Source organism: Allobosea sp. LjRoot90 (genome assembly GCF_964254315.1).
GTDB lineage: Bacteria > Pseudomonadota > Alphaproteobacteria > Rhizobiales > Beijerinckiaceae > Allobosea.
On record NZ_CAXUTF020000006.1, the window covers coordinates 81,507 to 104,995 of the forward strand.

General features: G+C 66.8%; 22 protein-coding genes and 1 tRNA gene. 9 read left to right on the top strand and 14 right to left on the bottom strand.

Going from position 1 to position 23,489, the window contains the following annotated elements; genetic code table 11:
* Complete coding sequence (locus ACSQ3M_RS21060) at positions 1-1,485, bottom strand: 6-hydroxynicotinate reductase (RefSeq protein ID WP_436152030.1); 1,485 nt, start codon at positions 1,483-1,485, stop codon at positions 1-3.
* 391 nt (positions 1,486-1,876) lie between these two features.
* Here ACSQ3M_RS21060 and nadC point away from each other — a divergent pair, with 391 nt between their 5' ends.
* Positions 1,877-2,710 (top strand): carboxylating nicotinate-nucleotide diphosphorylase, encoded by an 834-nt coding sequence (gene nadC / locus ACSQ3M_RS21065; RefSeq protein ID WP_436152031.1) that lies wholly within the window; start codon positions 1,877-1,879, stop codon positions 2,708-2,710.
* A gap of 6 nt (positions 2,711-2,716) precedes the next feature.
* On the top strand, positions 2,717-4,759 hold the full coding sequence (gene phnN, locus ACSQ3M_RS21070) for a phosphonate metabolism protein/1,5-bisphosphokinase (PRPP-forming) PhnN (protein ID WP_436152032.1): 2,043 nt from the start codon (positions 2,717-2,719) through the stop codon (positions 4,757-4,759).
* Between the two features lie 10 nt (positions 4,760-4,769).
* On the opposite strand, the gene ACSQ3M_RS21075 is transcribed toward phnN, so the two are convergent.
* The 5 genes from ACSQ3M_RS21075 to ACSQ3M_RS21095 form a co-directional block, all read right to left on the bottom strand.
* Positions 4,770-5,225 (bottom strand): MarR family winged helix-turn-helix transcriptional regulator, encoded by a 456-nt coding sequence (locus tag ACSQ3M_RS21075; protein ID WP_436152033.1) that lies wholly within the window; start codon positions 5,223-5,225, stop codon positions 4,770-4,772.
* 114 nt (positions 5,226-5,339) lie between these two features.
* Positions 5,340-6,452 (bottom strand): Gfo/Idh/MocA family protein, encoded by a 1,113-nt coding sequence (locus tag ACSQ3M_RS21080; RefSeq protein WP_436152034.1) that lies wholly within the window; start codon positions 6,450-6,452, stop codon positions 5,340-5,342.
* Positions 6,453-6,504: 52 nt separating this feature from the next.
* Positions 6,505-7,302, bottom strand: a complete 798-nt coding sequence (locus ACSQ3M_RS21085) for an ATP-binding cassette domain-containing protein (RefSeq protein WP_436152035.1) — start codon at positions 7,300-7,302, stop codon at positions 6,505-6,507.
* A 2-nt stretch (positions 7,303-7,304) separates the two neighbouring features.
* A complete protein-coding gene (locus ACSQ3M_RS21090; RefSeq protein WP_436152253.1) occupies positions 7,305-8,447 on the bottom strand; it encodes an ABC transporter permease in 1,143 nt (380 codons plus the stop codon).
* A gap of 76 nt (positions 8,448-8,523) precedes the next feature.
* Positions 8,524-9,459 carry a sugar ABC transporter substrate-binding protein gene (locus tag ACSQ3M_RS21095; protein ID WP_436152036.1) on the bottom strand — a complete coding sequence of 312 codons (936 nt, stop codon included), beginning with the start codon at positions 9,457-9,459 and terminating at the stop codon, positions 8,524-8,526.
* Positions 9,460-9,852: 393 nt separating this feature from the next.
* On the opposite strand from ACSQ3M_RS21095, the gene ACSQ3M_RS21100 reads away from it, so the two are divergent.
* The gene (locus ACSQ3M_RS21100; RefSeq protein WP_436152037.1) at positions 9,853-11,097 is read left to right on the top strand and encodes a Zn-dependent hydrolase; all 1,245 of its coding nucleotides are present in this window, start codon (positions 9,853-9,855) and stop codon (positions 11,095-11,097) included.
* Positions 11,098-11,106: 9 nt separating this feature from the next.
* On the opposite strand, the gene ACSQ3M_RS21105 is transcribed toward ACSQ3M_RS21100, so the two are convergent.
* Together ACSQ3M_RS21105 and ACSQ3M_RS21110 are read right to left on the bottom strand one after the other, a co-directional pair.
* Complete coding sequence (locus ACSQ3M_RS21105) at positions 11,107-11,502, bottom strand: RidA family protein (RefSeq protein WP_436152038.1); 396 nt, start codon at positions 11,500-11,502, stop codon at positions 11,107-11,109.
* Between the two features lie 42 nt (positions 11,503-11,544).
* Positions 11,545-12,189 (bottom strand): TetR/AcrR family transcriptional regulator, encoded by a 645-nt coding sequence (locus tag ACSQ3M_RS21110; RefSeq protein ID WP_436152039.1) that lies wholly within the window; start codon positions 12,187-12,189, stop codon positions 11,545-11,547.
* 118 nt (positions 12,190-12,307) lie between these two features.
* On the opposite strand from ACSQ3M_RS21110, the gene ACSQ3M_RS21115 reads away from it, so the two are divergent.
* The 4 genes from ACSQ3M_RS21115 to ACSQ3M_RS21130 are packed head-to-tail and all read left to right on the top strand — an operon-like array spanning position 12,308 to position 16,315.
* A complete protein-coding gene (locus tag ACSQ3M_RS21115) occupies positions 12,308-13,087 on the top strand; it encodes a cyclase family protein (protein ID WP_436152040.1) in 780 nt (259 codons plus the stop codon).
* 23 nt (positions 13,088-13,110) lie between these two features.
* Positions 13,111-14,037, top strand: a complete 927-nt coding sequence (locus ACSQ3M_RS21120; RefSeq protein WP_436152041.1) for a 3-keto-5-aminohexanoate cleavage protein — start codon at positions 13,111-13,113, stop codon at positions 14,035-14,037.
* Positions 14,038-14,045: 8 nt separating this feature from the next.
* On the top strand, positions 14,046-15,074 hold the full coding sequence (locus ACSQ3M_RS21125; protein WP_436152042.1) for an SMP-30/gluconolactonase/LRE family protein: 1,029 nt from the start codon (positions 14,046-14,048) through the stop codon (positions 15,072-15,074).
* Between the two features lie 32 nt (positions 15,075-15,106).
* The gene (locus tag ACSQ3M_RS21130) at positions 15,107-16,315 is read left to right on the top strand and encodes an ABC transporter substrate-binding protein (protein WP_436152043.1); all 1,209 of its coding nucleotides are present in this window, start codon (positions 15,107-15,109) and stop codon (positions 16,313-16,315) included.
* Positions 16,316-16,346: 31 nt separating this feature from the next.
* Here ACSQ3M_RS21130 and ACSQ3M_RS21135 read toward each other — a convergent pair whose 3' ends face one another.
* The 6 genes from ACSQ3M_RS21135 to ACSQ3M_RS21160 form a co-directional block, all read right to left on the bottom strand.
* Positions 16,347-17,096: an ABC transporter ATP-binding protein gene (locus tag ACSQ3M_RS21135; RefSeq protein ID WP_436152044.1), complete on the bottom strand. Its 750-nt coding sequence runs from the start codon at positions 17,094-17,096 to the stop codon at positions 16,347-16,349.
* On the bottom strand, positions 17,072-17,950 hold the full coding sequence (locus tag ACSQ3M_RS21140; protein ID WP_436152045.1) for an ABC transporter permease: 879 nt from the start codon (positions 17,948-17,950) through the stop codon (positions 17,072-17,074). The genes ACSQ3M_RS21135 and ACSQ3M_RS21140 overlap by 25 nt, the downstream gene beginning before the upstream one ends.
* A gap of 3 nt (positions 17,951-17,953) precedes the next feature.
* Positions 17,954-18,973, bottom strand: a complete 1,020-nt coding sequence (locus ACSQ3M_RS21145) for an ABC transporter substrate-binding protein (RefSeq protein WP_436152046.1) — start codon at positions 18,971-18,973, stop codon at positions 17,954-17,956.
* A 90-nt stretch (positions 18,974-19,063) separates the two neighbouring features.
* Positions 19,064-20,410 (bottom strand): LLM class flavin-dependent oxidoreductase, encoded by a 1,347-nt coding sequence (locus ACSQ3M_RS21150; RefSeq protein ID WP_436152047.1) that lies wholly within the window; start codon positions 20,408-20,410, stop codon positions 19,064-19,066.
* 550 nt (positions 20,411-20,960) lie between these two features.
* A tRNA-Ala gene (locus ACSQ3M_RS21155) sits at positions 20,961-21,036 on the bottom strand.
* A gap of 179 nt (positions 21,037-21,215) precedes the next feature.
* On the bottom strand, positions 21,216-21,623 hold the full coding sequence (locus ACSQ3M_RS21160) for a TIGR02300 family protein (protein WP_436152048.1): 408 nt from the start codon (positions 21,621-21,623) through the stop codon (positions 21,216-21,218).
* Between the two features lie 236 nt (positions 21,624-21,859).
* Between ACSQ3M_RS21160 and cmk the strand changes: the two genes are divergently transcribed.
* Both cmk and ACSQ3M_RS21170 read left to right on the top strand, forming a co-directional pair.
* Positions 21,860-22,486, top strand: a complete 627-nt coding sequence (gene cmk / locus ACSQ3M_RS21165) for a (d)CMP kinase (RefSeq protein WP_436152254.1) — start codon at positions 21,860-21,862, stop codon at positions 22,484-22,486.
* Positions 22,487-22,667: 181 nt separating this feature from the next.
* Entirely contained in the window at positions 22,668-23,489 is an 822-nt protein-coding gene (locus tag ACSQ3M_RS21170) for a DUF1194 domain-containing protein (protein ID WP_436152049.1), read from the top strand.

Below are 23,489 nucleotides of genomic sequence, written 5' to 3' on the forward strand. Positions count from 1 at the left end.
CTAGCCGAGCGAGCGGCGCGGCTGCTCGGGCGCCAGCGGCCAGGGATTGTCGGGGCGCTGCGGCAGGCGCAGCTGGCTGCCGCCCTTGAGCGAGGCAAGCGGCTGGATCGCGTCCATATGGCCGCCGAGCGCCTCGTAATCGATCCGGCTCATGGTGAATTCGAGCGGCGCGACCAGCGCCGGCGTCGGCACATAGCCGAAGGCGTTCTCGGGCAGGCGGGTGACGTCGACCATGAAGGTGATGCCGCCGCCCGGCCAGATATAGACCGGCGCGCCGCCGCAGGTGACATAGGTCAGCGCGTCCTTAACCGAGCGGGTCAGCCGGACCGGGTTCTCGGTGACGCCGGCGCGTAGCGAGCCGCCGGCCCCGCCGATGAACAGCACGGTCGAGAGCGCTGGCTCGCAATTCTCGGCGATGCGCTCGACCGGCTCGACCAGCGGCTGCGGCATCTGCGTCTCCACAGGCTGCAGGTTCTCGTCGAGCTCGTAATAGGCGGCGTGCTCGCCGGTGGTCGAGACCATCAGCAGGCGCAGGCCGGGATAGGCGACCTTGGGGTCGAACGGCCCGAGAATGGTGAGCGGGTCGCTGATATTGGTGCCACCCCAGCCGGTACCGGGCTGCGCCACCTGGAAGTAGCGGCCGGGCGTCGAGCGCCGGCCCTTCAGCTTGATGCCGGTTCCCGCCATGCCGAGCAGCTTGCCGGCCTGGTGCTCGGAGAGCACGCCGGTGATGTGGTCGTCGACGACGACGACCTCGTCGACCTTGCCATGCCATTGCTTGGCGAAGATGCCGATCGTCGCCGAGCCGCAGCCGACCCGCATGCGGCTCTCGGCGACGCCGTTGACGATCGGCGGCTTGCCGGCCTGCACGATCACGCTCTCGCCACCGTCGATGGTGAGCTCGACCGCCTTGCCGTTGCTGAGCTGGAGCAGCGCGTCGCAGGTGACACGGCCCTCCTTCTTCGAGCCACCGGTGAGATGGTGGACACCGCCGAGCGAGAGCATCTGCGAGCCGTATTCGCCGGTGGTGACGTGGCCGATGGCCTCGCCCTCGACCCGTACCGTCGCCTGCTCGGGGCCGAGGAAGCGGTCGGTGTCGATCTTCACCTTGACGCCGCAATAGCTGAAGATGCCCTCGGTCACGACGGTGACCATGTCGACGCCATTGACCTCGGAGGAGACGATGAACGGGGCGGGCTTGTAGTCGGGATAGGTGGTGCCGGCGCCGATCGCGGTAATGAAGGTTCCCTGCTGGTGTACGATCTCGCCTTCCCATTCGCGTGATCCGGCGAAGGGCACGACCTCGCCGCCATGCTCCAGCGTGCGCTCGAGCACGATATGCGGCTCCATCCGCACCAGCTCGCCCTCGACATTGCCGTAGCGATCGCAGGCGCCGACGGCGCCGGGCTTGATGAAGCACATCACCGGGCAGGCATCACAGCGGATCTTGTCGTCCGCGACCGGGCTCGCTTCGTCCAGCGCCATGCTTGATCCTCGCCGCAAAGCGGGTGTTCGGATTTTGTTTGTGTACAAACGATACTGGCGCGCCTCTTAGACCAAGTCAAGACAAGGCGAGGCGAGCGGGCGGCCGCCCAATCTACGCCAAATTGCGAGAGATGCCTGCGGTTTCAGTTATTGCGGACGAGCTGACGCCGTCAGACGCGAAAAAAACGGCAACGATCCGCAATTCTTGCATACAAGATTGTTTGTTGCCGGGCTGATACAGGATTCTACCCGCCCGGGATGACCCCACCATGACGCGATTGCTGGTTGCAAGCACGGTTCCGATGGCGCATTGACAGCCAAATTTTCCCGCTGCTATTGTTTGCATACAAACATGTTTCGAGCGGCATCGCCGCGGGAGAGAGGGCCTGCCATGTATGACAGCTTCGCCACGGATCGCCTGATCGACCATTGGCTGATCGAGGACATCGGCGCCTGCGACCTCACCGTCCAGGTGATGATCGAGCCCGGCGAGACCGGCAAGTTCCACATGAACGCCCGCGAGCCGATGATCGTCGCCGGCGTCGAGATCGCCGCCCGGGTGTTCAAGCGCTACGATCCCGAGCTCAAGGTGACCTTGTTGGTCAAGGACGGCGACAAGGTCGAGAAGGGCGCGATCCTGGTCGAGATCGAGGGCGCCGCCCGCAGCGTGCTCACCGCCGAGCGCACCGCGCTCAACATCGCCCAGCGCCTCTCCGGCATCGCCAACGAGACCGCCCGCTATGCCGCCGCCATGGCCGGCAGCAAGGCGCGCCTGATCGACACCCGCAAGACCACGCCCGGCCTGCGCATGATGGAGAAGCATGCCGTGACCTGCGGCGGCGGCCTCAACCATCGCCTCGGCCTCGATAACGGCGTGATGATCAAGGACAACCACATCGCCGTCTGCGGCAGCATCACCGCCGCCGTCGAGCGCGCCCGCAAGAAGCTGCCGGTGCTGACCAAGCTCGAGGTCGAATGCGACCGGCTCGAGCAGGTCGAGGAGGCCGCCAAGGCCGGCGCCGACGTGATCATGCTCGACAACATGTCGGTCGCCGACATGACCAAGGCGGTCGAGCTGATCGCCGGCCGCGCCAAGGTCGAGGCCTCCGGTGGCATCAACATCGACACGATCGGCCCGATCTCCAAGACCGGCGTCGACTACATCTCGACCAGCAAGATCACCCAGTCGGCGCCGGCGGTGGACATCGGCCTCGACGAAGCCTGAGCAAAGATGCGGCCCGGTACCTTCTTCCTCGTCGTCGGCCCGAGCGGGGCCGGCAAGGACTCGCTGATCGACGGCGCCCGCACCTTGCTGGAGCCGACCGGCCGCTATGTCTTCGCGCGGCGCGTCGTCACCCGCCCGGCTGGCTCGCCGGGCGAGGATCACGAGGCGGCGACGGACGAGGCTTTCGACGCGCGTGAGGCCCAAGGCGACTTCCTGATCACCTGGGGCGCCCATGGCCTGCGCTACGGCCTGCCGGCCGAGCTCAAGCGCCTGGTCGAAGCCGGCCGCAACGTCATCGCCAACGGCTCGCGTGCCACGATCGCGGCGCTTGCCAAACACCTGCCACGCTTCGTCGTCGTCGAGGTGACGGCGCCGCCCGAGGTGCTTGCCGCCCGCATCGCCGGGCGCGGGCGCGAGAGCGGCGAGGCGATCGAGAAGCGCCTGTCGCGCACGGTCGAGCCCCGTCCGGAAGGGATCAGGGCGGCGACGATCTGCAACGACCAGAGCGTCGAGATCGGCGTCGAGCGCTTCATCGCCGCCGTCGAGGCCGCCGCCAATACGATGCGGCTGCGCCGGCTGCCGCTCTTTGCCGGCCGGGCGCATTGCGCCTACCTCCCGGCCAAGGGCGAGATCGTCAACGGTTTCGACTATCTCGGGCCGGGCCGGATCGAGATTTCGGGAGCGACAGCCAGCACCCGCTCGGATGTGCAGGTCATCGACCTGCCCGCGCTGCTCGCCGGCGACGAGATCGGCCTCTCGGCCGAGGCCTTCGACGAGCTCGGCTTGCCCGAGGGCAGCGAGGTCACGCTCAGGCGCACGCCCTCGCCCGAGAGCCGCGCCGCGCTGACCCGAAAGATCCAGGGTGGCGAGCTCTCGGAAGAGCAGTACCACACGCTGATTCGCGACATCGTCGAAGCCCGCTATCCCGATGGCGAGGTCGCCGCCTTCCTGGTCGCGGCGACGCAAAAGCTCTCCGACGAGGAAGTCGTCTCGCTGGCGCGGGTGCGCAGCCGCTTCGCCCAGACAATCACCTGGCCGGACAAGATCGTCGTCGACAAGCATTCGATGGGCGGCATTCCCGGCAGCCGGATCACCCTGATCGTGGTGCCGATCGTCACCGCGCACGGCGCCTTCCTGATGCCGAAGACCTCCTCGCGCGCCATCACCTCGGCGGCCGGCACGGCCGATGCGATGGAGGCGCTCGCCCGCGTCGAGTTGAACCCGGCCGAGCTGCGCGCCTGCGTGGAAAAGGCGCGCGGTTGCATCGCCTGGAACGGACGGCTGAACCACTCTGTCGTCGACGACGTGATGAACGCGATCACGCGGCCGCTCGGCATCGATTCGAACCGCTGGTCGGTCGCCTCGATCCTGTCGAAGAAACTCACGGCCGGCTCGACCCATGTCATCGTCGACCTGCCCTATGGCCCGCGCACCAAGCTGAAAAGCGGGGCGGAAGCCGCCGAGCTCGCGCAATTGTTCGAGACGGTCGGAGCCGGGCTCGGCCTCGTGGTCAAAGCCTTCCCCACCGACGGGACCCGCCCGATCGGGCGCGGCATCGGCCCGGCACTGGAATGCCGCGATGTCGGCTGGGTACTCGACAATGACCCGCAGGCGCCGACCGACCTCGTCGAGAAAGCGCTGTTCTTCGCCAGCCGCATCCTCGGCTGGGACCCGGCGCTGGGCTCGGTCGCAGCCGGGCGGGCACGGGCCGAAGAGTTGCTGCGCTCTGGCGCGGCGCGCGCCGCCTTCGAACGGATCATCGACGCGCAAGGGCGACGCGAACTGCCGGTCGCGCCCGGGCTGCTCGTCCATACGGTGCGCTCGCCGAAAGCCGGCACGGTCAGCGAGATCGACGGCTGGGCGGTGGCGGGCATCGCGCGACGCGCCGGCGCGCCCTTCGACAAGGCAGCCGGCATCGATTTGCGCCGTCATGTCGGCGACCAGGTCGCGGCGGGCGACCCACTCTTTGCCATCCACGCCAGTGCCTCGAGCGATCTGGACGAAGCCCGGGCGATGGCGGAAGCCTGCGACTGCTACGTGATCGCCTAGCGGCGGCGCCTCAGCGCAATTGCTTCAACAACGCGATCAGCGTGGCGCGCTGGTTGGTGGCGAGCGGGGCCAGCGTCACCTTGGTGACGGTTTCTGCCTTGGGTAGCAGCTCGCGGGTGTAGTCGACGCCCGCTTGGCTGAGCTCGACGATGAGCCGGCGGCCATCCTCGGGATCGGGCTTGGTCTGCACCAGCTTGCGCTTGAGCAGCCGGTCGACCACGCCCTTGATCGTGGCGGCGTCCATGGCGGTCTGGCGGCCGAGCAGGTTCTGCGAGGAGCCGCCATCCTGATAGAGCCGCGCCAGCACCGCCCATTGGGTCGGCGTCAGGTCGCTGCCCATGATCTCGTTGAAGATCGAGACATGGCGCTGCGCCGCCTGGCGCATGATGAAGCCGACCTGTTCGGCGAGATCATAGCTCTCGTCGGCAGGTTCGGGCGTCTCGGCCGCACTACCCGGTCGCGCCATCGTTGATCCTCGTTCGTATACGAACGATATCCCTAGCTCGGTTTCCCGCCGACCGAAACTGGCCCGACATACGAGAATCGCACGTTGTCCCCGCCGAGCTAGCGAAACAGCCGGTCAGACCGTTGTCCAGCGCCCATCGCGGAAACTCCTGGCCGCGGCCTCGACCGTGCGCTCGATGCGCAGACCGGCCTCGAAATCGAGGAGATGTGCCGGTTCTCCCGCGATCGCGCGCAGCAGTTCGCGGCATTCGATGATCTTGAGCTCATTGAAGCCGAGGCCGTGGCCGGGAGCCGGGATGAAGCGGCCATAGGGCTCGTGCGCCGGCGCAGTCAGGATGCGGCGGAAGCCCTGGACATCGCTGGCACCCTCGGCGGTGTAGAGCTCGATCTCGTTCATCCGCTCCTGATCATAGGCGATCGTGCCCTTCGCACCGAAGACCTGCAGCGCGATCCGGCCCTTGCGGCCCCAGGCCGAGCGGTTGAGCGCGACAAGCCCGGAGGCGCCGGAGGAGAGGCGCAGCAGGAGCGTAGCGATATCGTGCGTCTCGACAGGACGGCTGCCACCGGCCGCCAGCGGCCGTTCCGCATAGGGCCTGGCCATGTCAGCCATCACCGAATCGACCTCGCCGACCAGCACCTTGAGCAGCGAGAAGGCGTGCACGCCGAAATCGTCGAGCGCGCCATGACCTGAGGCGGCCTCACTCTTCCAGGAGAACGGGACGCCGGCATCGGCCATGAAATCCTCGTCCATCTCGACGCGGACATGGTTGACCTCGCCGATCGCACCCTCCGCGATCAGGCGCCTGGCCAGGCGGATCGCCGGATTCTGGATGTAGTTGTAGCCGAGCGCAGCGACCGTGCCGGCCGCCTTCGCCGCCGCCAGCATCGCTTCGGCATCGCCAAGACTCGTCGCCATCGGCTTCTCGCACCAGACATGCTTGCCGGCGGCGAGCGCCGCGATCGCCATCTCGGCATGAAAGGCATTTGGCGTGGTGATCGAGACGACATCGACATCGGGGTGGGCAATGATCGCCTGCCAATCGGCGGTCGCCTCGGCGAAGCCGAATTCACCGGCGCGCTGCGCGGCCAGGGCTTCATCGACCTCGCAGAGTACGGCGAGCCTCGGATGCGGGACATCGCCGAAGACCGGGGCGACGGCGTTCCAGGCGAGCGCATGGCACTTGCCCATATAGCCGGTGCCGATCAGGCCAACGCCGAGCGCGCGCATAGGCAATCTCCGTGATGAGAGTGGGATCTTCGCCCGGAAGATGGCAGTCGGCTCAGACCGTGCCGCCGAGATCGGCCGAGAGCGCCTGCAATTCCTTGCCGCCGGCCATCAGGTTCTGCAGCTCGTCCATGGCGATGCCGGACTTGGCGTAGGTGCCGAGCGTCTTGCCGCGGTTGAGCACGGTGAAGCGGTCGCCGACGGCATAGGCGTGGCGGACATTATGGGTGATGAAGATCACGCCGAGCCCCTTGGCCCGCACCAGATTGATGTATTTCAGCACCATCGAGGTCTGGGCGACGCCGAGCGCCGAGGTCGGCTCGTCGAGGATCAGCACCTTGGCGCCGAAATAGACCGCGCGTGCAATGGCGACGCATTGGCGCTCGCCGCCCGAGAGCGTGCCGACCGCCTGGTGCGGGTCGCGGATGTCGATACCGATCCGGTGCATCTCGTCGCGCGTCACCGCATGGGCGAGATCGAAATCGATCCATTTCAGCGGGCCGAAACCGCGGATCGGCTCGCGGCCCATGAAGAAGTTCCGCGTGATCGACATCAGCGGGATCATCGCCAGATCCTGATAGACGGTGGCGATGCCGGCATCGAGCGCATCGCGCGGACTCGAGAAGGTGACCGGCCGGCCCTCGACCAGGAACTCGCCCGAGCTCGGCTTATGACAGCCCGAGAGCGTCTTGATCAGCGTCGACTTGCCGGCGCCGTTGTCGCCGAGCAGGCAGAGCACCTCGCCAGAGGAGACCTTGAGCGAGACGCCCGAGAGCGCGATCACCGAGCCGAAATGCTTGACGATGTCGCGGACTTCGATGAGCGGCGCTTGTTCCGGAGCTGCGGTGGTCATGCTCAGCGCTCCCCTGTCGCCTTGCGGCGGATGTAGTTGTTGAACAGCACGGCGAGCAGCAGCATCCCGCCGAGGAAGACCTGGAACCAGTCACTGTCGAAGCTGGTGTAGGTCAGGCCGATCGAGACCATGCCGAAGATGATCGCGCCGAAGAAGGCGCCGATCGCCGAGCCATAGCCGCCGGTCAGCAGGCAGCCGCCGATCACCGCGGCGATGATCGCCTCGAACTCCTTCTGGAAGCCGCGGCGAGCATCGGTCGAGCCGGCATCGAGCACGGTCAGGATCGCGACGAGCGTGGCGGCGCAGGCGGTCAGCACGAACAGGGTCGTCTTGACCAGATTGACGGGCACGCCGGAATTGCGCGCCGCATTGGCATCGCCGCCGGCCGCGAAGATCCAGTTGCCGAAGCGGGTGCGCAGCAGGACATAGGTCGCAAGCGCCGCGATGGCGAGGAACCAGAGAATCGAGACGGGAACGCCGGTCACGGTCGGCACGCCGTTCGGGAACTTGGCGATCCAATCGGCCTTGGCGAGCCAGCCGAAGAGCGGTTCCAGCGCCTGGCCGGAGAAAAGCTCGCGGATCAGGCCCTCGCCCGCCTTGTCGCCGATGCCGCGCAACTGCGTCGAGCCGCCGGTCGCCCATTTCAGCCCGACCAACGAGAGCCCGCGCAGGATGAAGAGGAAGGCGAGGGTGACGATGAAGGAGGGCAGGCGCGTGCGGATGACGATCTGGCCGTTCACCGCGCCCATCAGTCCGGCGAAGACGAAGGTCGCGACGATCGCCGCAAGCAACGGCAGGTCGCCGACGACGATCAGCGCGCCGAAGACCAGGCCGGCGAAGGCGATCATCGAGCCGATCGAAAGGTCGAATTCGCCGCCGATCATCAGCAGCGCGGCGGCGATGGCGAGGATGCCGAGCTGGCCCGCCGGCGACAATACGGTCATGAGGCCGGCGAGGGTGAACATCGCCGGATTGGCGGTAAGCGCGAAGAAGATCGTCACCAGCACGAGCCCGGCGACGGCGCCGAGCTCCGGCCGACGCATCAGCCGGGCGATGAGCGAGACGCGGCGCAGCCGCTCGTCGCGGGCCGTTGCAGCCGGGTCATTGGGCCGGGACGGGCCCGCGGCGAGATCGGCGGTCGGCATGGCCATGGCGCGCCTCATTGGATGCTGAAACTGCCCGGGAGGCAGCGGCGGCGCTTGTCGCGCCGCCGCTGAGCACTCAGCGGATGCCCTTGGCCGAGAGGTCGACGACCTGGGCCGCCTTCTCCTTGGTGACCAGGTTCGGGCCGGACGGAACATTGCCGCCGGGGACGAGCCCGTATTGGGCATTGAGCGCCAGGAAGGCGACCGGCAGGTAGCCCTGCAGGAATTGCTGCTGATCGATGCCAAAGGCCGCTTCGCCGGCCGCGATCGCCTTGAGGAAGTTGGCAGAGAGATCGAAGGTGGCGACGCGGACGGTGGCGATCTTGCCGGCTTCCTTGACGCCCGCCAGGGTCGGCTCGCCGCCGAGCGAGGCGCTGAGCGCCATCACCGTGTCGACGCTGGCATCAGAGAGCGCCGCCTTGACCTTGGAGCGAATCTCGGTCGGATCGTTCGAGACCGGCAGCACCGTGACCTTGCCCTTGAAGCCTTCGGCAAAGCCCTTGCAGCGCAGGTCGAGCGCGACATTGCCGACCTCGTGATTGACGCAGACGCCGACCTTGCCGCCCATGCTAGCGAGCTTCTCGCCGGCGGCCTTGCCGGCGTCGAACTCGTCCTGGCCGACATGCAAGAGGGCCCCGAGCTTCTTCGAGACGTCGGAGCCGGAGTTCATCGAGATCACCGGGATGCCGGCAGCGACAGCCTTCTGGATCGACGGGCCGAGCGCCGAGGCGTCGGGGATCGAGACGATGAGACCGGCCGGCTTCTGGTTCACCGCGGCGTCGATCAACTGGCTCATCGCCACCATGTCGAAGGTCTCGGGAGCGCGATAATCCACGGAGACCTTCAGATCGGCCGCGGCCTTGGCGACGCCGTTCTTGACCACCGACCAGAACGGGTCCGCGGCCTGGCCATGGCTGACGACGATGATCCTGGTGTTCTGGGCGACGCTCGGCGTCGCACCGGTGACCGCGATAGCGGCGACAGCAATCATTCCTGCGAGAAACCGCTTCATCTCATCCTCCCTTGCGGGGATGTTCCCCGCTTTCGTTGTCGGTCCGATCGGGTTCGATCGGCCGGTTTTGGGGCGACATGGCGGGGCGCGAAGCGTCGCGACCGGCCTGGATGGTGCAGAAAGGAGGACGCACTTCGAGCGCGGCCGCCGACTCTGCGCTTCATTCAAAACGAAACAAAAAAACCGTTTTAGATATTCAATAGAATAATCATTCCACTTCGCATGCACGCCTGTCAAGCGCCTTCTGCGCCGATGACATACCGGAGCGTGTGCCCATCCGTTCCACCCGGACCGGAGAAACCCATCACCAATATCGATTTGCCAGGAGCGGGCCGCCGCCTCGATTGTGGCTCTCGAAGCGGCGCCCTCAGCGCTCGGGATCAGGGGACATTCATGGGCCTGCCAGCAACCGCGCGCATCGATATCGGGCGCTTCTGGACGACGATCGAACGCTCCGGCGAGATCGGCATCGGCCGGCCGGGCGGGCTATCGCGGCTGGCGCTCGGCGATGCGGATAGAGAGGTGCGCGACGTCTTCGTCGAGTGGTGCCGGCAGGCGGGCCTGAGCATACGGGTCGATGGCATCGGCAACATCTTCGCGCGCCGTGCCGGGCAGGACGACAGCCTGCCACCGGTGGTGATGGGCAGCCATCTCGACACGCAGGTGAATGGCGGGCGCTTCGACGGCATCGCCGGCGTGCTCGGCGGGCTCGAAGTCTGCCGCACGCTCGACCAGCTCGGCCACCGCACGAAGCGGCCATTGGAGATCGTCAACTGGACCAATGAGGAGGGCGGGCGCTTCTCGCCGCCGATGGTCGGTTCGGGCTGCTTCACCGGCGCCTATACCCTCGACTGGGCGCTCGGCCGGCGCGACGACGACGGCAAGACGATCGGCGAGGAGCTCGACCGCATCGGCTATCGCGGCGCTATGGAGAAGGCGCCGCATCCGTTCGACGCCTATGTCGAATTCCATATCGAACAGGGGCCGATCCTCGACCGCGAGGGCATGCAGGTCGGCGTCGTCACCGGCGGCTTTGCCAGCACCGGCATGCTGGTCGAGTTCCGCGGCGAGACCGCCCATACCGGCCCCTGGCCGATGGAGCGGCGCAAGAACGCGCTGATCGCCGGCGCGCGCCTCCTCGTCGCGGTCGACGATCTCGGCTGGGAGCATGCCGGCAGTGGTGGCAAGGCGACGGCGTCGCGGCTGGTGGCCTGGCCGAACAAGCCCGGCATCCTGTCAGACTGGGCGCAGGCGACCTGCGATGTCCGCCATGCCGATCCGGAAACCGCTGCCGTGATGGCCGAGCGCGTGCGCCGCGCCGTGCATGAGGCCGCGGCGCGGGCCGACTGCACGGCCGAAATCCTCGATGTCTGGAACTGGGGCGGCAAGGTCTTTGCCAACGAGTTGATCGACCAGGTCCGGTCGACCTCGCTCGGCCTCGGCTACCGCACGCTGGATATCCTGAGCCAGGCCGGGCACGACGCCTATTTCGTTGCCCGCCACGCGCCGACGACGATGATCTTCGCGCCCTGCAAGGGCGGCATCACCCACAACAACCAGGAACTGTGCACGCCCGACGATCTCGAGCCCGGCCTCAACGTGCTGCTGCATACCGTGGTGGCGCGGGCGGACCGCTGATTTGCGGCGTCAGCCGATCGCCGCGACGCATTCGATCTCGATGTCGAAAGGCAGCGGCCAGGGCCGGATCGCGGCGCTGGTCCGGGCCGGAAAGCCCGTGGTGAAGTAGGTTCGATAGACTGCGTTGACGCCGGCCATCAGGGCGGGATCGGTGACGAAGATCGTTGCCTTGATCACCGCATCGAGCGAGGAGCCGCCATGGCGCAGGGTCACGGCCAGCGCCTCCATCGCGGCGCGGGTCTGCGTCTCGATGTCGCCCGTGACGATCTCGCCGGTCACCGCATCGATCGGCGGCATGCCGCAGGTGAAGAGCAGGTCGCCGGCACGGGCCAATGCCGAGGTCGGCGCGCCGAGCCGGCGGATCGCCTCGGAGATGACGGGGACTTCGATGATCTCTCGGCGCATGATCTGATCCACTTTCCCTTGCCTGCGGCCGGATAAACCGGTTCAGCGGCCTTTCAGCAAACCATTGATGCCCGCGGCGCAGAAATCCGTCAGGCGTTGCAGCAGGAGATCGGCATTCTCGGCCACCGGAACGGAGTCGCGCTGTTGATCGAGCCGCATGGCGCGGTCGCCGGCGGCCATGGTCATCACGAGCGAGCCGACCATGAAGAGATAGGCGTCGACCAGAGCGCCCTCCGGCGCTTGCGGATAGAGCTTGCCGAGCGCGGCGAGGAACTGCCGCGCGGTCGGGTCGAAATGCTCGGCGAGGACGCCGCGCGCCGCCTCGCGCGGGTCGACGGCTTCGCGTGCGGTCATCATGGCGAAGGCCGCGCCCTGGACGCCCTCGGTGAAACGCTGGCGTACGGAGGGGCCGATGAAGGCGGCGACAATCTCGCCGATGTCGAGCGCCGGCCGGGCCAGCGCCTCGCCGAGGGCCTGGGCGCGCGCCAGCGCCAGGGCATGCGCCCGGCGGGCGAAGACGGCGCGGTAAAGCGCCTCCTTCGAGCCGAAATGATAGCTGAGCTGCGAGAGCCGCACGCCCGCCGCAGCCGCAAGATCGCGCATGGACGCGCCGTCGGCGCCGCCGCGCTCGGCGAAGAGGCGCTCGGCAGCGTCGAGAATGCGGTCGCGCGTCGGCATCGCGGACATCGTGTCCTCCGGAAATCCAGCGAATCGCTCTTACCAGAAAGCGGCAAGCTTGCTATAGGTCGGACGTTCGTCCAAATTCGAACCACAGAGAACACGCGTCAAGGGAGGACACACCGGCATGCTGCCAGGCCGCCTCGTCGACCTGTCGATTCCGCTCGAGAACGACGTCCCCGCCGACCCGCCCTTCCAGAAGGTCCGGATCGACTATCGCACGCATGAGGCGACTGCGAAGGACATCGCGGCGGCGTTTCCGGGGTTGAGGCCCGAGCAGCTGCCGGATGGCATGGGCTGGGCGGTCGAGCTCGCGACGATCTCGACGCATAACGGCACCCATGTCGATGCGCCCTGGCATTATCATCCGACCCAGGATGGCGGCGCGCCGGCGCTCAGGATCGACGAATGCCCGCTCGACTGGTTCCTGCAGCCGGGGGTGAAGCTCGATTTCCGCCATCTGCCCGACGGCCGTGTCGTTACCGCCGCCGAGATCGACGCCGAGCTTGCGCGGATCGGCCACAGGCTCAGCCCGCTCGAGATCGTCGTTGCCAATACCCGGGCCGGCGCACGCTACGGCGAAGTCGACTATGTCGATTCCGGCTGTGGCTTCGGCCGCGAGGCGACGCTGCATCTGGTCCGGCAGGGCATCAAGGTGGTCGGCACCGATGGCTGGAGCTGGGACGCGCCGTTCAGCCACACCGCCCGCCGCTTCGCCGAGACCGGCGATGCCTCGCTGATCTGGGAAGGCCACAAGGCCGGGCGCGAGGCCGGCTACTGCCAGATCGAGAAGCTGCACAATCTCGAAGCGCTGCCGGCGACCGGTTTCATGATCAGCTGCCTGCCGGTGAAGGTCCGCAACGGCTCGGCCGGCTGGACCCGGGCGGTCGCGATCCTGCCGGTCTGAGTACGGGGACGAAGGAGAGCTCCATGAGCAAGGTCATCATCACCTGCGCGATCACCGGTGGCATCCACACGCCGACCATGTCCGAGCACCTGCCGATCACGCCGGACGAGATCGCCAGCCAGGCGATCGCGGCGGCGGAGGCGGGCGCGGCGATCCTGCATCTGCATGCGCGCGACCCGAAAGATGGCCGGCCCACGCCTGACCCCGCCGTGTTCATGGAGTTCCTGCCGCGGATCAAGCAGGCGACCGACGCAGTGGTGAACATCACCACCGGCGGCGGCCTGACCATGACCGTCGAAGAACGCCTCGCCGCGCCGCTCAAGGCCGCGCCCGAAATGTGCTCGCTCAACATGGGCTCGATGAACTTCGCGCTGCACCCGCTGGCCGAGAAGTACAGCGACTGGAAGCACTCCTGGGAGCAGCCCTATCTCGCCAACACCAAGGACTTCATCTTCCGCAACACCTTCGGCGACATCGAGCGCATCTACAAACTGCTCGGCGAGGGGCACGGCACCAAGTTCGAGCACGAATGCTACGATGTCGGCCACCTCTACAATCTCGCCCATTGCCTCGATCGCGGCTGGTTCCGGCCGCCGGTCTTCCTGCAATTGATCTTCGGTATCCTCGGCGGCATCGGTGCCGATCTCGACAACCTGATGTTCATGAAGCGCACCGCCGACAAGCTGTTCGGCAAGGATTATCACTGGTCGGTGCTCGCGGCCGGGCGCCATCAGATGGCCTTCTGCACACAGGCCGCAATGCTGGGCGGCAATGTCCGCGTCGGGCTCGAAGACAGCCTGTTCATCGGCAAGGGTAAGCTCGCGACCTCCAATGCCGAGCAGGTCGCCAAGATCCGCCGGATTGTCGAGGAGCTCGGCTACGAGATCGCAACGCCCGAGGAGGCCCGCGCCACGCTCGGCCTCAAGGGCGGCGACCGCGTGAACTTCTAGGGGCCGTCATGTCGCCTCGTCCCAACCCGCTCGACGGCTTCAGCATCGATCCGGCTGCTATCAGCTATGTCGGCGAGGGCCTGCAGCGGCCGGAATGCATTTTGGCCGAGCGTGACGGTTCGCTGTGGAGTGCCGATGCGCGTGGCGGCGTGGTCCATATCAGGCCGGATGGCACGCAGGAGCTGATCACGCAGACGGCGAGCCGCGGCTTCGCCGAGGCCGCCGACGAGGAGGCGCGCTTTGTCTCCGGCACCTTGCCGAACGGCCTCGCCTTCGCCCGCAATGGCGACGTGCTGATCTCGAATTTCGGCACCGACCGCCTGGAGGTGATGACTCGCTCGGGCGAGACGAGCGTGCTGGTCGATACGATCGACGGGCAGGCGATCGGCAAGGTCAATTTCGTGCTGCGCGACAGGAGGGACCGGGTCTGGCTGACGATCTCGACGCGTACGACAAACTGGATGCGGGCGATGAGCCCGAATGTCCGCGACGGCTATGTCGCGCTCTATGATGGCGGGCGACTGCGCATCGTCGCGGATGGATTCGCCTTCACCAACGAGATCCGTCTCGATGCCAACGAGAAATGGCTCTACGTCGCCGAGACCTGCGCCTGCCGGGTGACGCGATTGCGCGTCCAGCCCGATGGCAGCCTCACCGATCGCGAGATTTTCGGCCCGAGCAACCATGGCGCCTTTATCGACGGCATCGCCTTCGACGCCCATGGCAATCTCTGGGGCACGCATGTGATGGTCGACCGGGTCTTCGCGATCACGCCGGAGGGCGATTTGCGCATCCTGCTCGACGACGATCGCGGCAGCAAGGCCGGCAAGGCGCTGATGGCCGCCTTCGCCCGCGATGAGGTGACGCCCGAGCTGATGCTCGCCTGCGGCGGCACGATCGCGCCCTGGTTCGCCAGCATCAGCTTCGGCGGCGCCGATCTTCGCACCGCCTATATCGGCAGCCTGCGCGGCAGCCGCATCCCCTTTTTCAGATCACCGGTCGCCGGCCTGCCGATGGCGCACTGGCACGACCGCTAGCAACGACGAAAAACACCACGGGAGGAATTCACATGAAGGGTCTGGTCTCGGCGCTCGCTATCGCCACCGCATTGCTCGGCGCCCTGCCCGCTGCCGCCGAAATCTCTGACGGCGCCGTCAAGATCGGCGTGCTCACCGACATGTCCGGCGTCTATTCCGACATCACCGGCAAGGGCTCGATCACCGCGGCCCGCCTGGCGGTCGAGGACTGCCTGAAGGCGGAATGCGCCGGCCTGAAGATCGAGGTGATCTCGGCCGACCATCAGAACAAGGCGGATGTCGGCTCGGCGATCGCGCGCGAGTGGATCGACCGGCAGGGCGTCGACGTGCTCGCCGACATGTCGAACGCCTCGCTGCAGCTTGCCATCCCGCCGCTGCTGAAAGACAAGAACCGGGTCGGCCTCTTCCCCGGCGGCACGGCGCGCCTGACCGGCGACGCGTGCCAGCCCGACCATATCGTCCAGTGGATGTGGGACACCTATGTCCAGGTCGCAGGGATCGCCAACCACCTGACCAAACCCGGCACCAAATGGTACCTGGTCACCGCCGACTACGCGCTTGGCCACCAGCTCGAGGCCGACGCCAAGACCCTCGTCACCGCCAAGGGTGGCAGCTATGTCGGCTCGGTCCGGCACGCCTTCCCGGCGGTCGATCTCTCGTCGCAGCTCCTGACCGCGCAGGGCTCTGGCGCCGACCTGATCGCGCTCGCCAATGCTGGCGGCGATACCGTCGCCGGGATCAAGACGGCGCGCGATTTCGGCATCGGCCAGGACAAGCAGAAACTGGTCGCCTTCTTCCTGACCGCGATGGACGTCAAAAGCGTCGGCCTCGCCTCGGCGCAGGGCACGATCCTGACCGAAGGCTTCTACTGGGATATCGACGAACGCACCCGCGCCTTCTCGGAGCGCTTCAAGGCGGCGCATGGCGCGGTGCCCTCAGCGATCCAGGCCGGCGTCTATTCCTCGGTCCGGCACTATCTCAAGGCGGTCGTCGCGGCGAAGTCGGACGAGGCCAAGACGGTGATCGCCAAGATGCGCGAGCTGCCGATCGAGGACGAGGTCGTGCGCAATGCCAAGCTCCGCGAGGACGGGCGCATGGTGCACGATTTCTACGTCTTCCAGGTCAAGAAGCCGGCCGAGTCGAAAGGCGAATGGGACCTCTACGACCTCGTCGCCACCATCCCGGGCGACCAGGCCTTCCGCCCGCTCGCCCAAAGCGCCTGCCCGGCGATCAAGCGCTAGCCGAAAGCCCGGGGAGCGCGGCCGCAGCGCCTCAGGCGACGCGGCGCAGCTCCTCTCCCGTGACGCCGAGGCTGCTCAGCAACTGGGTGCGTACCTCGGCGAAACGCCGCTGCCGCGCCCCGGCTTCCGCCGGCAGGTCGACATCGAGGTCGACGATGAAGCGCCCCTCGTCGAGCACCAGCACGCGCTGGGCGAGGTGGATCGCTTCGTCGACGTCATGGGTGACGAGCAACACGGCTGGGCGATGGCGGGCGCAGAGATCGAGCAGCAGAGCCTGCATGCGCAGCCGGGTCAACGCATCGAGCGCGCCGAAGGGCTCGTCGAGCAACAGCAGCTCGGGCTCGCGCACCAGCGAGCGGGCCAGCGCGGCGCGCTGTTGCTCGCCGCCGGAAAGCTGCGTCGGCCAAGCCTGCGCCCGCGCGGTGAGCTCGACCTCGGCGAGTGCATGCAGAGCGCGCTCGCGCGGCGTTTCGCCCCTCAGCCCGAGCGAGACATTGTCGACGACCTTCTTCCAGGGCAGCAGGCGCGCATCCTGGAAGACGACCGAGACCGCGTCGGGCGTACCCAGCCGGCCGGAGCCGGGCACGCCATGGTCGAGCCCGGCGAGCGCGCGCAGGAAGGTGCTCTTGCCGGAGCCAGAGCGGCCGAGCAGAGCGACGAACTCGCCGCGACCGATGTCGAGATCGACGCCATCGATGATGGTGCGCTCGCCATAGCGGCGGCTGAGGCCGCGGACCGAGACAACCGGCGGCTGGTTCAGTCGGCCAGAATCTTGCGCCATGGCAGAGCCTTTCGGGTGATGAAGCGCACCAGCCAGTCCGAGCTCAGGCCGAGCGCGGCATAGACGGCGAGGCAGAGGATAATGACCTCGGTCTGGCCATAGGTGCGGGCAAGGTTGATCATGTAGCCGAGGCCGCTGGTGGCGTTGACCTGCTCGACCACGACCAGCGCCAGCCAGGAATAGGTCACGCCGAAGCGCAGGCCGAGCAGGAAGCCGGGCAGCGCCGCCGGCAGCACGACATGGCGCAGGAACTGCGCATTGCTGAGATCGAGCGTCTCGGCGAGTTCGATGAAGCGGGCATCGGTCGAGCGCAGCCCATCATGGGTCTGGATATAGATCGGCGCAAAGGTGATCAGCGCGATCGTCAGGACCTTCATGCCTTCGCCGATGCCGAACCAGAGCATCAGCAGCGGGATCAGCGCCAGCGCCGGGATGGCGCGCTTGATCTGGATCGGGCCGTCGACGAGGTACTCGCCGATGCGGCTGAGGCCCGCGATGACGCCGAGCGTGGCGCCGGCGATGATGCCCCAGAACAGGCCCCAGAAGGAGCGCTGGAACGAGGTCCAGAGATTCTCCTGCAGGCGCCCGTCCTGGATCAGCTCCCAGCCGGTCGTCGCCACTGTCCAGGGCGCCGAGAGGATGCGGTCGTCGATGATGCCCGTCGCCGAGCCGACGCTCCAGAGGATAAGCAGCAGGGCCGGTCCGAGCGCGGCGCCATAGGGGATCGGCCGGCCCGGGCCGAGTTTGCGCCGGCGGCGCGGCGTGTCGACCGCGCCGGCAGGCCGGCCGCGGGAGAGTTTGAGCCAGGCGGGATCGACTGCGCCCTGCCCGCCAGTGAGCGAGATGTCCGCCATGGCTCACTCTCCCTGATAGGCCGCGCCGGCGACCTGCTCGAAGCGTCGGTCGAACAGTGCCTGCGCCTTCAGGACCGGCTTCTTCAGCTCGGCGGCCAAGAGATCGATGGTCTCCTGCTGGCGCTCGATTGCCCCGCTCCAGTCGAGCGGCACGTCGGGATCGCCGTTCGATTGGACCAGGAAACGGCCGGAATCGGGCTTCAGGCCCTGGTCCTTGACGTAATAGCCCTTGATCCACTCCTCGGGATGGGTCTCGATCCATTTCGTGGCGCGTCCCCAGGCCTGGACATAGGCGCGGATCGCCGCGGCCTTGCCAGGGTCCTCCAGCGAGGCCTTCACGACGTAGAGATAGGCCGGATCGTCGCGCAGGCCGTGCGGCAGCGCCCTGGCGCCGTCGCGCTCGTAATTCTGGACGAAGCGCTGCTTGTTCGCCTCCGCGATCGGCGCTGCGTCGACGAGCTTGCTTGCCAGCGCGTTGACATAGGCGTCGCCGACGCTCGGCAATTCGACGAGCTGGACCTCGTCATGCCTGAGATTCAACTTCTTCAGCACGCGCAGCACGAGCGCGCCCTGCGCCTGGCCGGGGCTGAAGGCGATCTTGCGGCCCTTGATGTCCTCGAGCTTGGTGATGCCGGAGCCCGGCGCGGTGGCGATCACGTAGATCGGATGGCCGACCGGGTCGCGCCGGAACTTGGCGGCGACGATCCTGACCTCGAGCCCGGTCCATTGCGCATGGATCGGCGGGATGTCGGCGACGGCGCCGATGTCGAGCGCCTTGGCCCGAAAGGCCTCGATCGTCTGCGGGCCGCCGGAAATGTTGGCCCATTCGACCTTGAAGGGCAGCTTGGCGAGCTCGCCCGAGAGGGTGAGAGCGACCCTGGTCTGCGGATCGCCGATCACCAGCGTCGTCCCCGGCGCAACGCGCTCGGGTATCGCTGCGGTCTCCGGCAGCGGCTGGGCCGTGGCGGGGCCGGCCAGCAGGACGCCTGCAGCGAAGAGCAAGGCGTATGATGATTTCTTCATCGGGTATCCTCAATGGGCATGCGTCATCGCCTGGCGGGCGAGACCCGCGCCGCGTCACGCTTTGGGAAGGTTGGTTGCGAAGCCGGGCGCTCAGGCGCTCTTGCGCCTCGCCTCGGCATAGCCACTGTCCGGGCGCGGCAGCCCGTAATGGTCGCGCAGCGTCGCGCCGGAATACTCCTGCCGGAACAGGCCGCGCTTGCGCAGGATGGGCACGACCTCGGCGACGAAGACCTCGAAGCCGCCATGGATCCAGGGCGGCATGACATTGAAGCCGTCGGCGGCACCTTGCTCGAACCAGGTCTGGATCTCGTCAGCAACATGCTCCGGCGTGCCGACGACGACGCGATGTCCACGCGCGCCGGCAAGGCGCTGGATCAGCTGACGGATCGTCGGATTCTCGCGGTCGACGATATCGACGACAAGCTGGAAGCGGCTCGCAAGGCCCTTCGGCCCGTTGGTATCGATGATGTGACGCGGCACGGGGCCGTCGAGGTCGTAACCGCTGAGGTCGACACCGATCATGCGCTTGAGCTGGTCGAGCGAAGCGGCGGGCTGGATCAGGTCGTTGATTTCCTCCTCGAGTCGATCGGCTTCCACCTGCGTCGAGCCAAGGAAAGGACTGATCCCGGGCAGGATGCGTAAGTGATCCGGCCGGCGGCCGAGAGCGGCAGCGCGCGCCTTGATGTCGGAATAGAACTCCTGCGCGCTTCCCAGCGTCTGGTGCGCCGTGAAGATCGCCTCGGCGAACTGAGCCGCGAAGGAGCGACCGTCCTCCGAGGAACCAGCCTGGACATAGACCGGCCGCCCCTGCGGCGAGCGCGAGACGTTGAGTGGGCCACGGACGCGGTAGTGCTTGCCGACATGGTCGATGCGGTGGACCTTATCGGCATCGGCGAAGATGCCGCTCTGCGGATCGGCGACGAGCGCGTCGTCCTCCCAGCTGTCCCAGAGCTTGGTGACGACGTCGAGGAACTCGCGTGCCTTCTCGTAGCGCTCGCCATGAGGCGGATGCTCAGGCAGGCCGAAATTGTGAGCAGCACCGGCATCGCTGGTGGTGACGATGTTCCAGCCGGCGCGGCCGCCGCTGATATGGTCGAGCGAGGCGAAGAGCCGGGCGAGGTTGTAGGGCTCGTTATAGGTCGTCGAGGCCGTGCCGATCAGGCCGATCTTCTCGGTGGCCGCGGCGATCGCGGTCAACCAGGTCACCGGCTCCAAGCGAACGCGCGAGGAATAACGGACATTCTCCGCCAGGGACGGCCCGTCGGCGAGGAAGACCGCATCGAACTTCGCAGCCTCGGCCTTCCGCGCCAGCTCCTGATAGTAGCGGATGTCGAGCACCCGCGCCGGCTCGGACTCCTTGTAGCGCCAAGCGGCCTCGTGGTGGCCGCCCGGATAGATGAACAGGTTGAGCGTGAGTTGGCGGCCGGCATTGGACATCGCGGACCTCGCATCGAGCGAATATTATGACGGGCGCGAACTTCGCGGCCTCTGTCATTCACGATGACGGGCAGCACTGCAGGTGGTCAAGAGAAGTGTTTTTTAAAAAGAACGGTCTCCGCAGGAGATTACCATCGTACAATACGACATCTATTAAATACCGCTTCGAGATAAAACTCTAAGAGACGATATAAATACGATGAATATTCTCTACTTATGGCTTGTGATTTAAAAAAACTACCTCAATCGAGTTCCACAACTGCGGCACAGCTTCCCGGTAAACGCGCCTGGGCACAGAGCGGATCAGATCCGCGGTTTCGAACGCCGTCCGGCTTTTTGAAGATCGCGTTTCCGGCGAGCTGAACTCTCGCCAGGCTGCAAAGCGCCCGGCGGGTCGCGCTGGAGCCGACAGCCTGCCCTGTATCGAGGGCCGGCGCCGGTAGCGTGACTCCCGCTCGATTGGGCGATCGGCTTTGCAGAACCGGGGCCGTTCGAGCCCCAGCGAGCTGCTCGCCGGGATAATCAGATATCAGGTCTGTCGGGGAGAATTTGGTGGAGCCAGGCGGAATCGAACCGCCGACCTCTTGAATGCCATTCAAGCGCTCTCCCAACTGAGCTATGGCCCCACTCTGCCGGCCTTCTTGGGAAAAGGCCGGGAAATCGTCGCGGTCCTGAAGGCTCTCAGAGCCGGTCCGCGCCCGCCGCCGCAGCGACGAAGCGCTCTATAGGCAAGCTTGCGCCGAGACACAAGCACTGATGTCACGTTCCCGTCGCGCTTTTTCCAAAGCCGCGACTTTGGCGCGACTCAGACGTCCTCGTCGCCCTCGATGTCACTATCGATCAGGTCGGCGACATCGTCGTCGCCTTCCTCGTCCTCCTCCAGGAAGGTGTCGTCGCTATCGGCGGCGCCGTCATCCTCGATCTCGATGTCGTCGTCGGTGGTGACCACCGGCTCCTTCTCGGCGGCTTCCGCGTCGGCATCGTCGAGCGAGACGAGCTCGACCGCGCCGTCGGCGGGATCGGCCTCTTCCTCGTCATCGGCCGGCTTGGGCGCCACTGCCGCTGCCGCGGCTGCCTTGGCCTGCGGCTCGAACAGCGAGCGCGGATAGGACTGGCCGGTATAGGGCGAGACGATCGGATCCTTGTCGAGATCGTAGAATTTGCGCCCCGTGACCGGGCAGACGCGCTTGGTGCCAAGTTCCGGTTTCGCCACTGCGTCGGACCTTTGAGTTCGTGCTGAATTCCAAAAAAGCAGGGGCGTCCGTTAGTCGGGCCAAGCGCCCCTGTCAAATCTTGATTTGGTCAAGGCGCAAGTCCACGACGCCAGCTGCAAAACCGCTTCGCATCATTGCCCCCAGTGATTTAGAAATCTGCCCGACTTCTCGCCACATGAAAGACGATGCCGTGCCCGACGCCCAGCCGCCCGCTTCCGCGACTCAGGCCCACCGGCTGGTCATCGCCGTCGATGGGCCGGCGGCCTCCGGCAAGGGCACGCTGGCGCGCCGGCTGGCCGCGCACTACGGCCTGCCCTATCTCGATACCGGCCTGCTCTACCGCATGGTCGCCCGCGCCATGCTCGATGCCGGCCAGCTGCTCGACGACATGGAAGCTGCCGCCGCCACGGCCGCAGGCTTCGACGATAGCGCGATCGACGAGGCGCGGCTGCGCGGCCGCGAGATCGGCGAGGCGGCCTCGGTCGTGGCGGCACTTCCGGCAGTCCGGCGCGCCCTGATCGACCGGCAGCGCCGTTTTGCCGCGGCGGGCGCGGGGGCTGTTCTCGACGGGCGCGACATCGGCACGGTGATCTGTCCCGACGCCACGGTAAAGCTCTTCGTCGCCGCGACCCCGGAGGTTCGCGCCGCGCGCCGGCACAAGGAGCTGGCCGGGCGCGGGGAGACAACGACACTCGACGGCATCCTGGTGGACATCCGCCGCCGCGACGCCAGGGACTCAGGTCGCGGCGACGCCCCGCTGAAGGCGGCGGAAGACGCAGTCCTGCTCGACACCTCGGCGCTCGGCGTCGAGGAAGCCTTCCAGGCCGCACTCACGATCGTGGAGAGCCGCCGCCGCGGCTGAGACGGCCAAAGCACCTACTCCCGCAAGAATGCCCACTTTTCGGGCCAACACCCCCGTTTTGGTGCTTGGCGCGAATCGAAACTGGGCGCAGACTTCAATGACATTCGTTTGAAGCCTGCCTTCGTCCGAAACTCAGCCTCCTTTCGGCGTCACGCTTCGACGACAGATGACGGAGGTTTCGATGCGGCGCTGGCTGTTCGGTCTCTTTTGTCTCGCGGCAGTCGGGTTCTGGCCGGCATCAGCGCTCAATGCGCAGCAAGCGGCTCAGCCGCCCGAGGAGGTCGATGTCGCGCTGGTGCTGGCGGTCGACGTCTCCTATTCGATGGATCTCGACGAGCTCGCCTTGCAGCGCAACGGCTATATCGAGGCCTTCCGCTCGAAGCTGCTGCACGAGGCGATCGCCAAGGGCGCGATCGGCAAGATCGCCGTGACCTATTTCGAATGGGCGGGCGGCGACTTCCAGCACATCGTCAAGCCCTGGACGATCATCGAGACCCCGCAATCGGCCATCGCCTTCGCCGAAGAGCTCGGCGAGGCGCAGACCCGGCGCGGACGGCGCACCTCGATCTCCGGCGCGATCGATCTCGCCGTCTCGCTGCTCGAGACGAGCAATGTCGCGGCGATGCGCCGCGTCATCGACATCTCCGGCGACGGCGCCAACAATGACGGCCGTCCGGTGACGCAGGCCCGCGACGCCGCCCGCGACAAGGGCATCTCCATCAACGGCCTGCCGGTGATGCTGAAGCAGGCGAGCTATTTCGACATCGACAACCTCGATGTCTACTACGAGGAGTGCGTCATCACCGGCATCGGTGCCTTCGTGATCCCGATCCGCGAGCGCAAGCAGTTCGCCGATGCGACCCGGACCAAGCTGGTGCGCGAGATCGCGGAAATGCCGGCCTCGGGACCTGAAGCCCTCGTCCAGAAGGCGCAGCAGGCGCCGGCATCGCGTCTCTCCTGCCTGCAGGGCGAGCGGCAATGGCGCGACCGGATGGGGAACTAA

What these genes read in the sequence shown, in the direction of transcription:
- ACSQ3M_RS21060 (WP_436152030.1), bottom strand. Translation starts at nt 1,485, where the DNA reads ATGGCGCTGGACGAAGCGAGCCCGGTCGCGGACGACAAGATCCGCTGT.
- nadC (WP_436152031.1), top strand. Translation starts at nt 1,877, where the DNA reads ATGTATGACAGCTTCGCCACGGATCGCCTGATCGACCATTGGCTGATC.
- phnN (WP_436152032.1), top strand. Translation starts at nt 2,717, where the DNA reads ATGCGGCCCGGTACCTTCTTCCTCGTCGTCGGCCCGAGCGGGGCCGGC.
- ACSQ3M_RS21075 (WP_436152033.1), bottom strand. Translation starts at nt 5,225, where the DNA reads ATGGCGCGACCGGGTAGTGCGGCCGAGACGCCCGAACCTGCCGACGAG.
- ACSQ3M_RS21080 (WP_436152034.1), bottom strand. Translation starts at nt 6,452, where the DNA reads ATGCGCGCGCTCGGCGTTGGCCTGATCGGCACCGGCTATATGGGCAAG.
- ACSQ3M_RS21085 (WP_436152035.1), bottom strand. Translation starts at nt 7,302, where the DNA reads ATGACCACCGCAGCTCCGGAACAAGCGCCGCTCATCGAAGTCCGCGAC.
- ACSQ3M_RS21090 (WP_436152253.1), bottom strand. Translation starts at nt 8,447, where the DNA reads ATGCCGACCGCCGATCTCGCCGCGGGCCCGTCCCGGCCCAATGACCCG.
- ACSQ3M_RS21095 (WP_436152036.1), bottom strand. Translation starts at nt 9,459, where the DNA reads ATGAAGCGGTTTCTCGCAGGAATGATTGCTGTCGCCGCTATCGCGGTC.
- ACSQ3M_RS21100 (WP_436152037.1), top strand. Translation starts at nt 9,853, where the DNA reads ATGGGCCTGCCAGCAACCGCGCGCATCGATATCGGGCGCTTCTGGACG.
- ACSQ3M_RS21105 (WP_436152038.1), bottom strand. Translation starts at nt 11,502, where the DNA reads ATGCGCCGAGAGATCATCGAAGTCCCCGTCATCTCCGAGGCGATCCGC.
- ACSQ3M_RS21110 (WP_436152039.1), bottom strand. Translation starts at nt 12,189, where the DNA reads ATGTCCGCGATGCCGACGCGCGACCGCATTCTCGACGCTGCCGAGCGC.
- ACSQ3M_RS21115 (WP_436152040.1), top strand. Translation starts at nt 12,308, where the DNA reads ATGCTGCCAGGCCGCCTCGTCGACCTGTCGATTCCGCTCGAGAACGAC.
- ACSQ3M_RS21120 (WP_436152041.1), top strand. Translation starts at nt 13,111, where the DNA reads ATGAGCAAGGTCATCATCACCTGCGCGATCACCGGTGGCATCCACACG.
- ACSQ3M_RS21125 (WP_436152042.1), top strand. Translation starts at nt 14,046, where the DNA reads ATGTCGCCTCGTCCCAACCCGCTCGACGGCTTCAGCATCGATCCGGCT.
- ACSQ3M_RS21130 (WP_436152043.1), top strand. Translation starts at nt 15,107, where the DNA reads ATGAAGGGTCTGGTCTCGGCGCTCGCTATCGCCACCGCATTGCTCGGC.
- ACSQ3M_RS21135 (WP_436152044.1), bottom strand. Translation starts at nt 17,096, where the DNA reads ATGGCGCAAGATTCTGGCCGACTGAACCAGCCGCCGGTTGTCTCGGTC.
- ACSQ3M_RS21140 (WP_436152045.1), bottom strand. Translation starts at nt 17,950, where the DNA reads ATGGCGGACATCTCGCTCACTGGCGGGCAGGGCGCAGTCGATCCCGCC.
- ACSQ3M_RS21145 (WP_436152046.1), bottom strand. Translation starts at nt 18,973, where the DNA reads ATGAAGAAATCATCATACGCCTTGCTCTTCGCTGCAGGCGTCCTGCTG.
- ACSQ3M_RS21150 (WP_436152047.1), bottom strand. Translation starts at nt 20,410, where the DNA reads ATGTCCAATGCCGGCCGCCAACTCACGCTCAACCTGTTCATCTATCCG.
- ACSQ3M_RS21170 (WP_436152049.1), top strand. Translation starts at nt 22,668, where the DNA reads ATGCGGCGCTGGCTGTTCGGTCTCTTTTGTCTCGCGGCAGTCGGGTTC.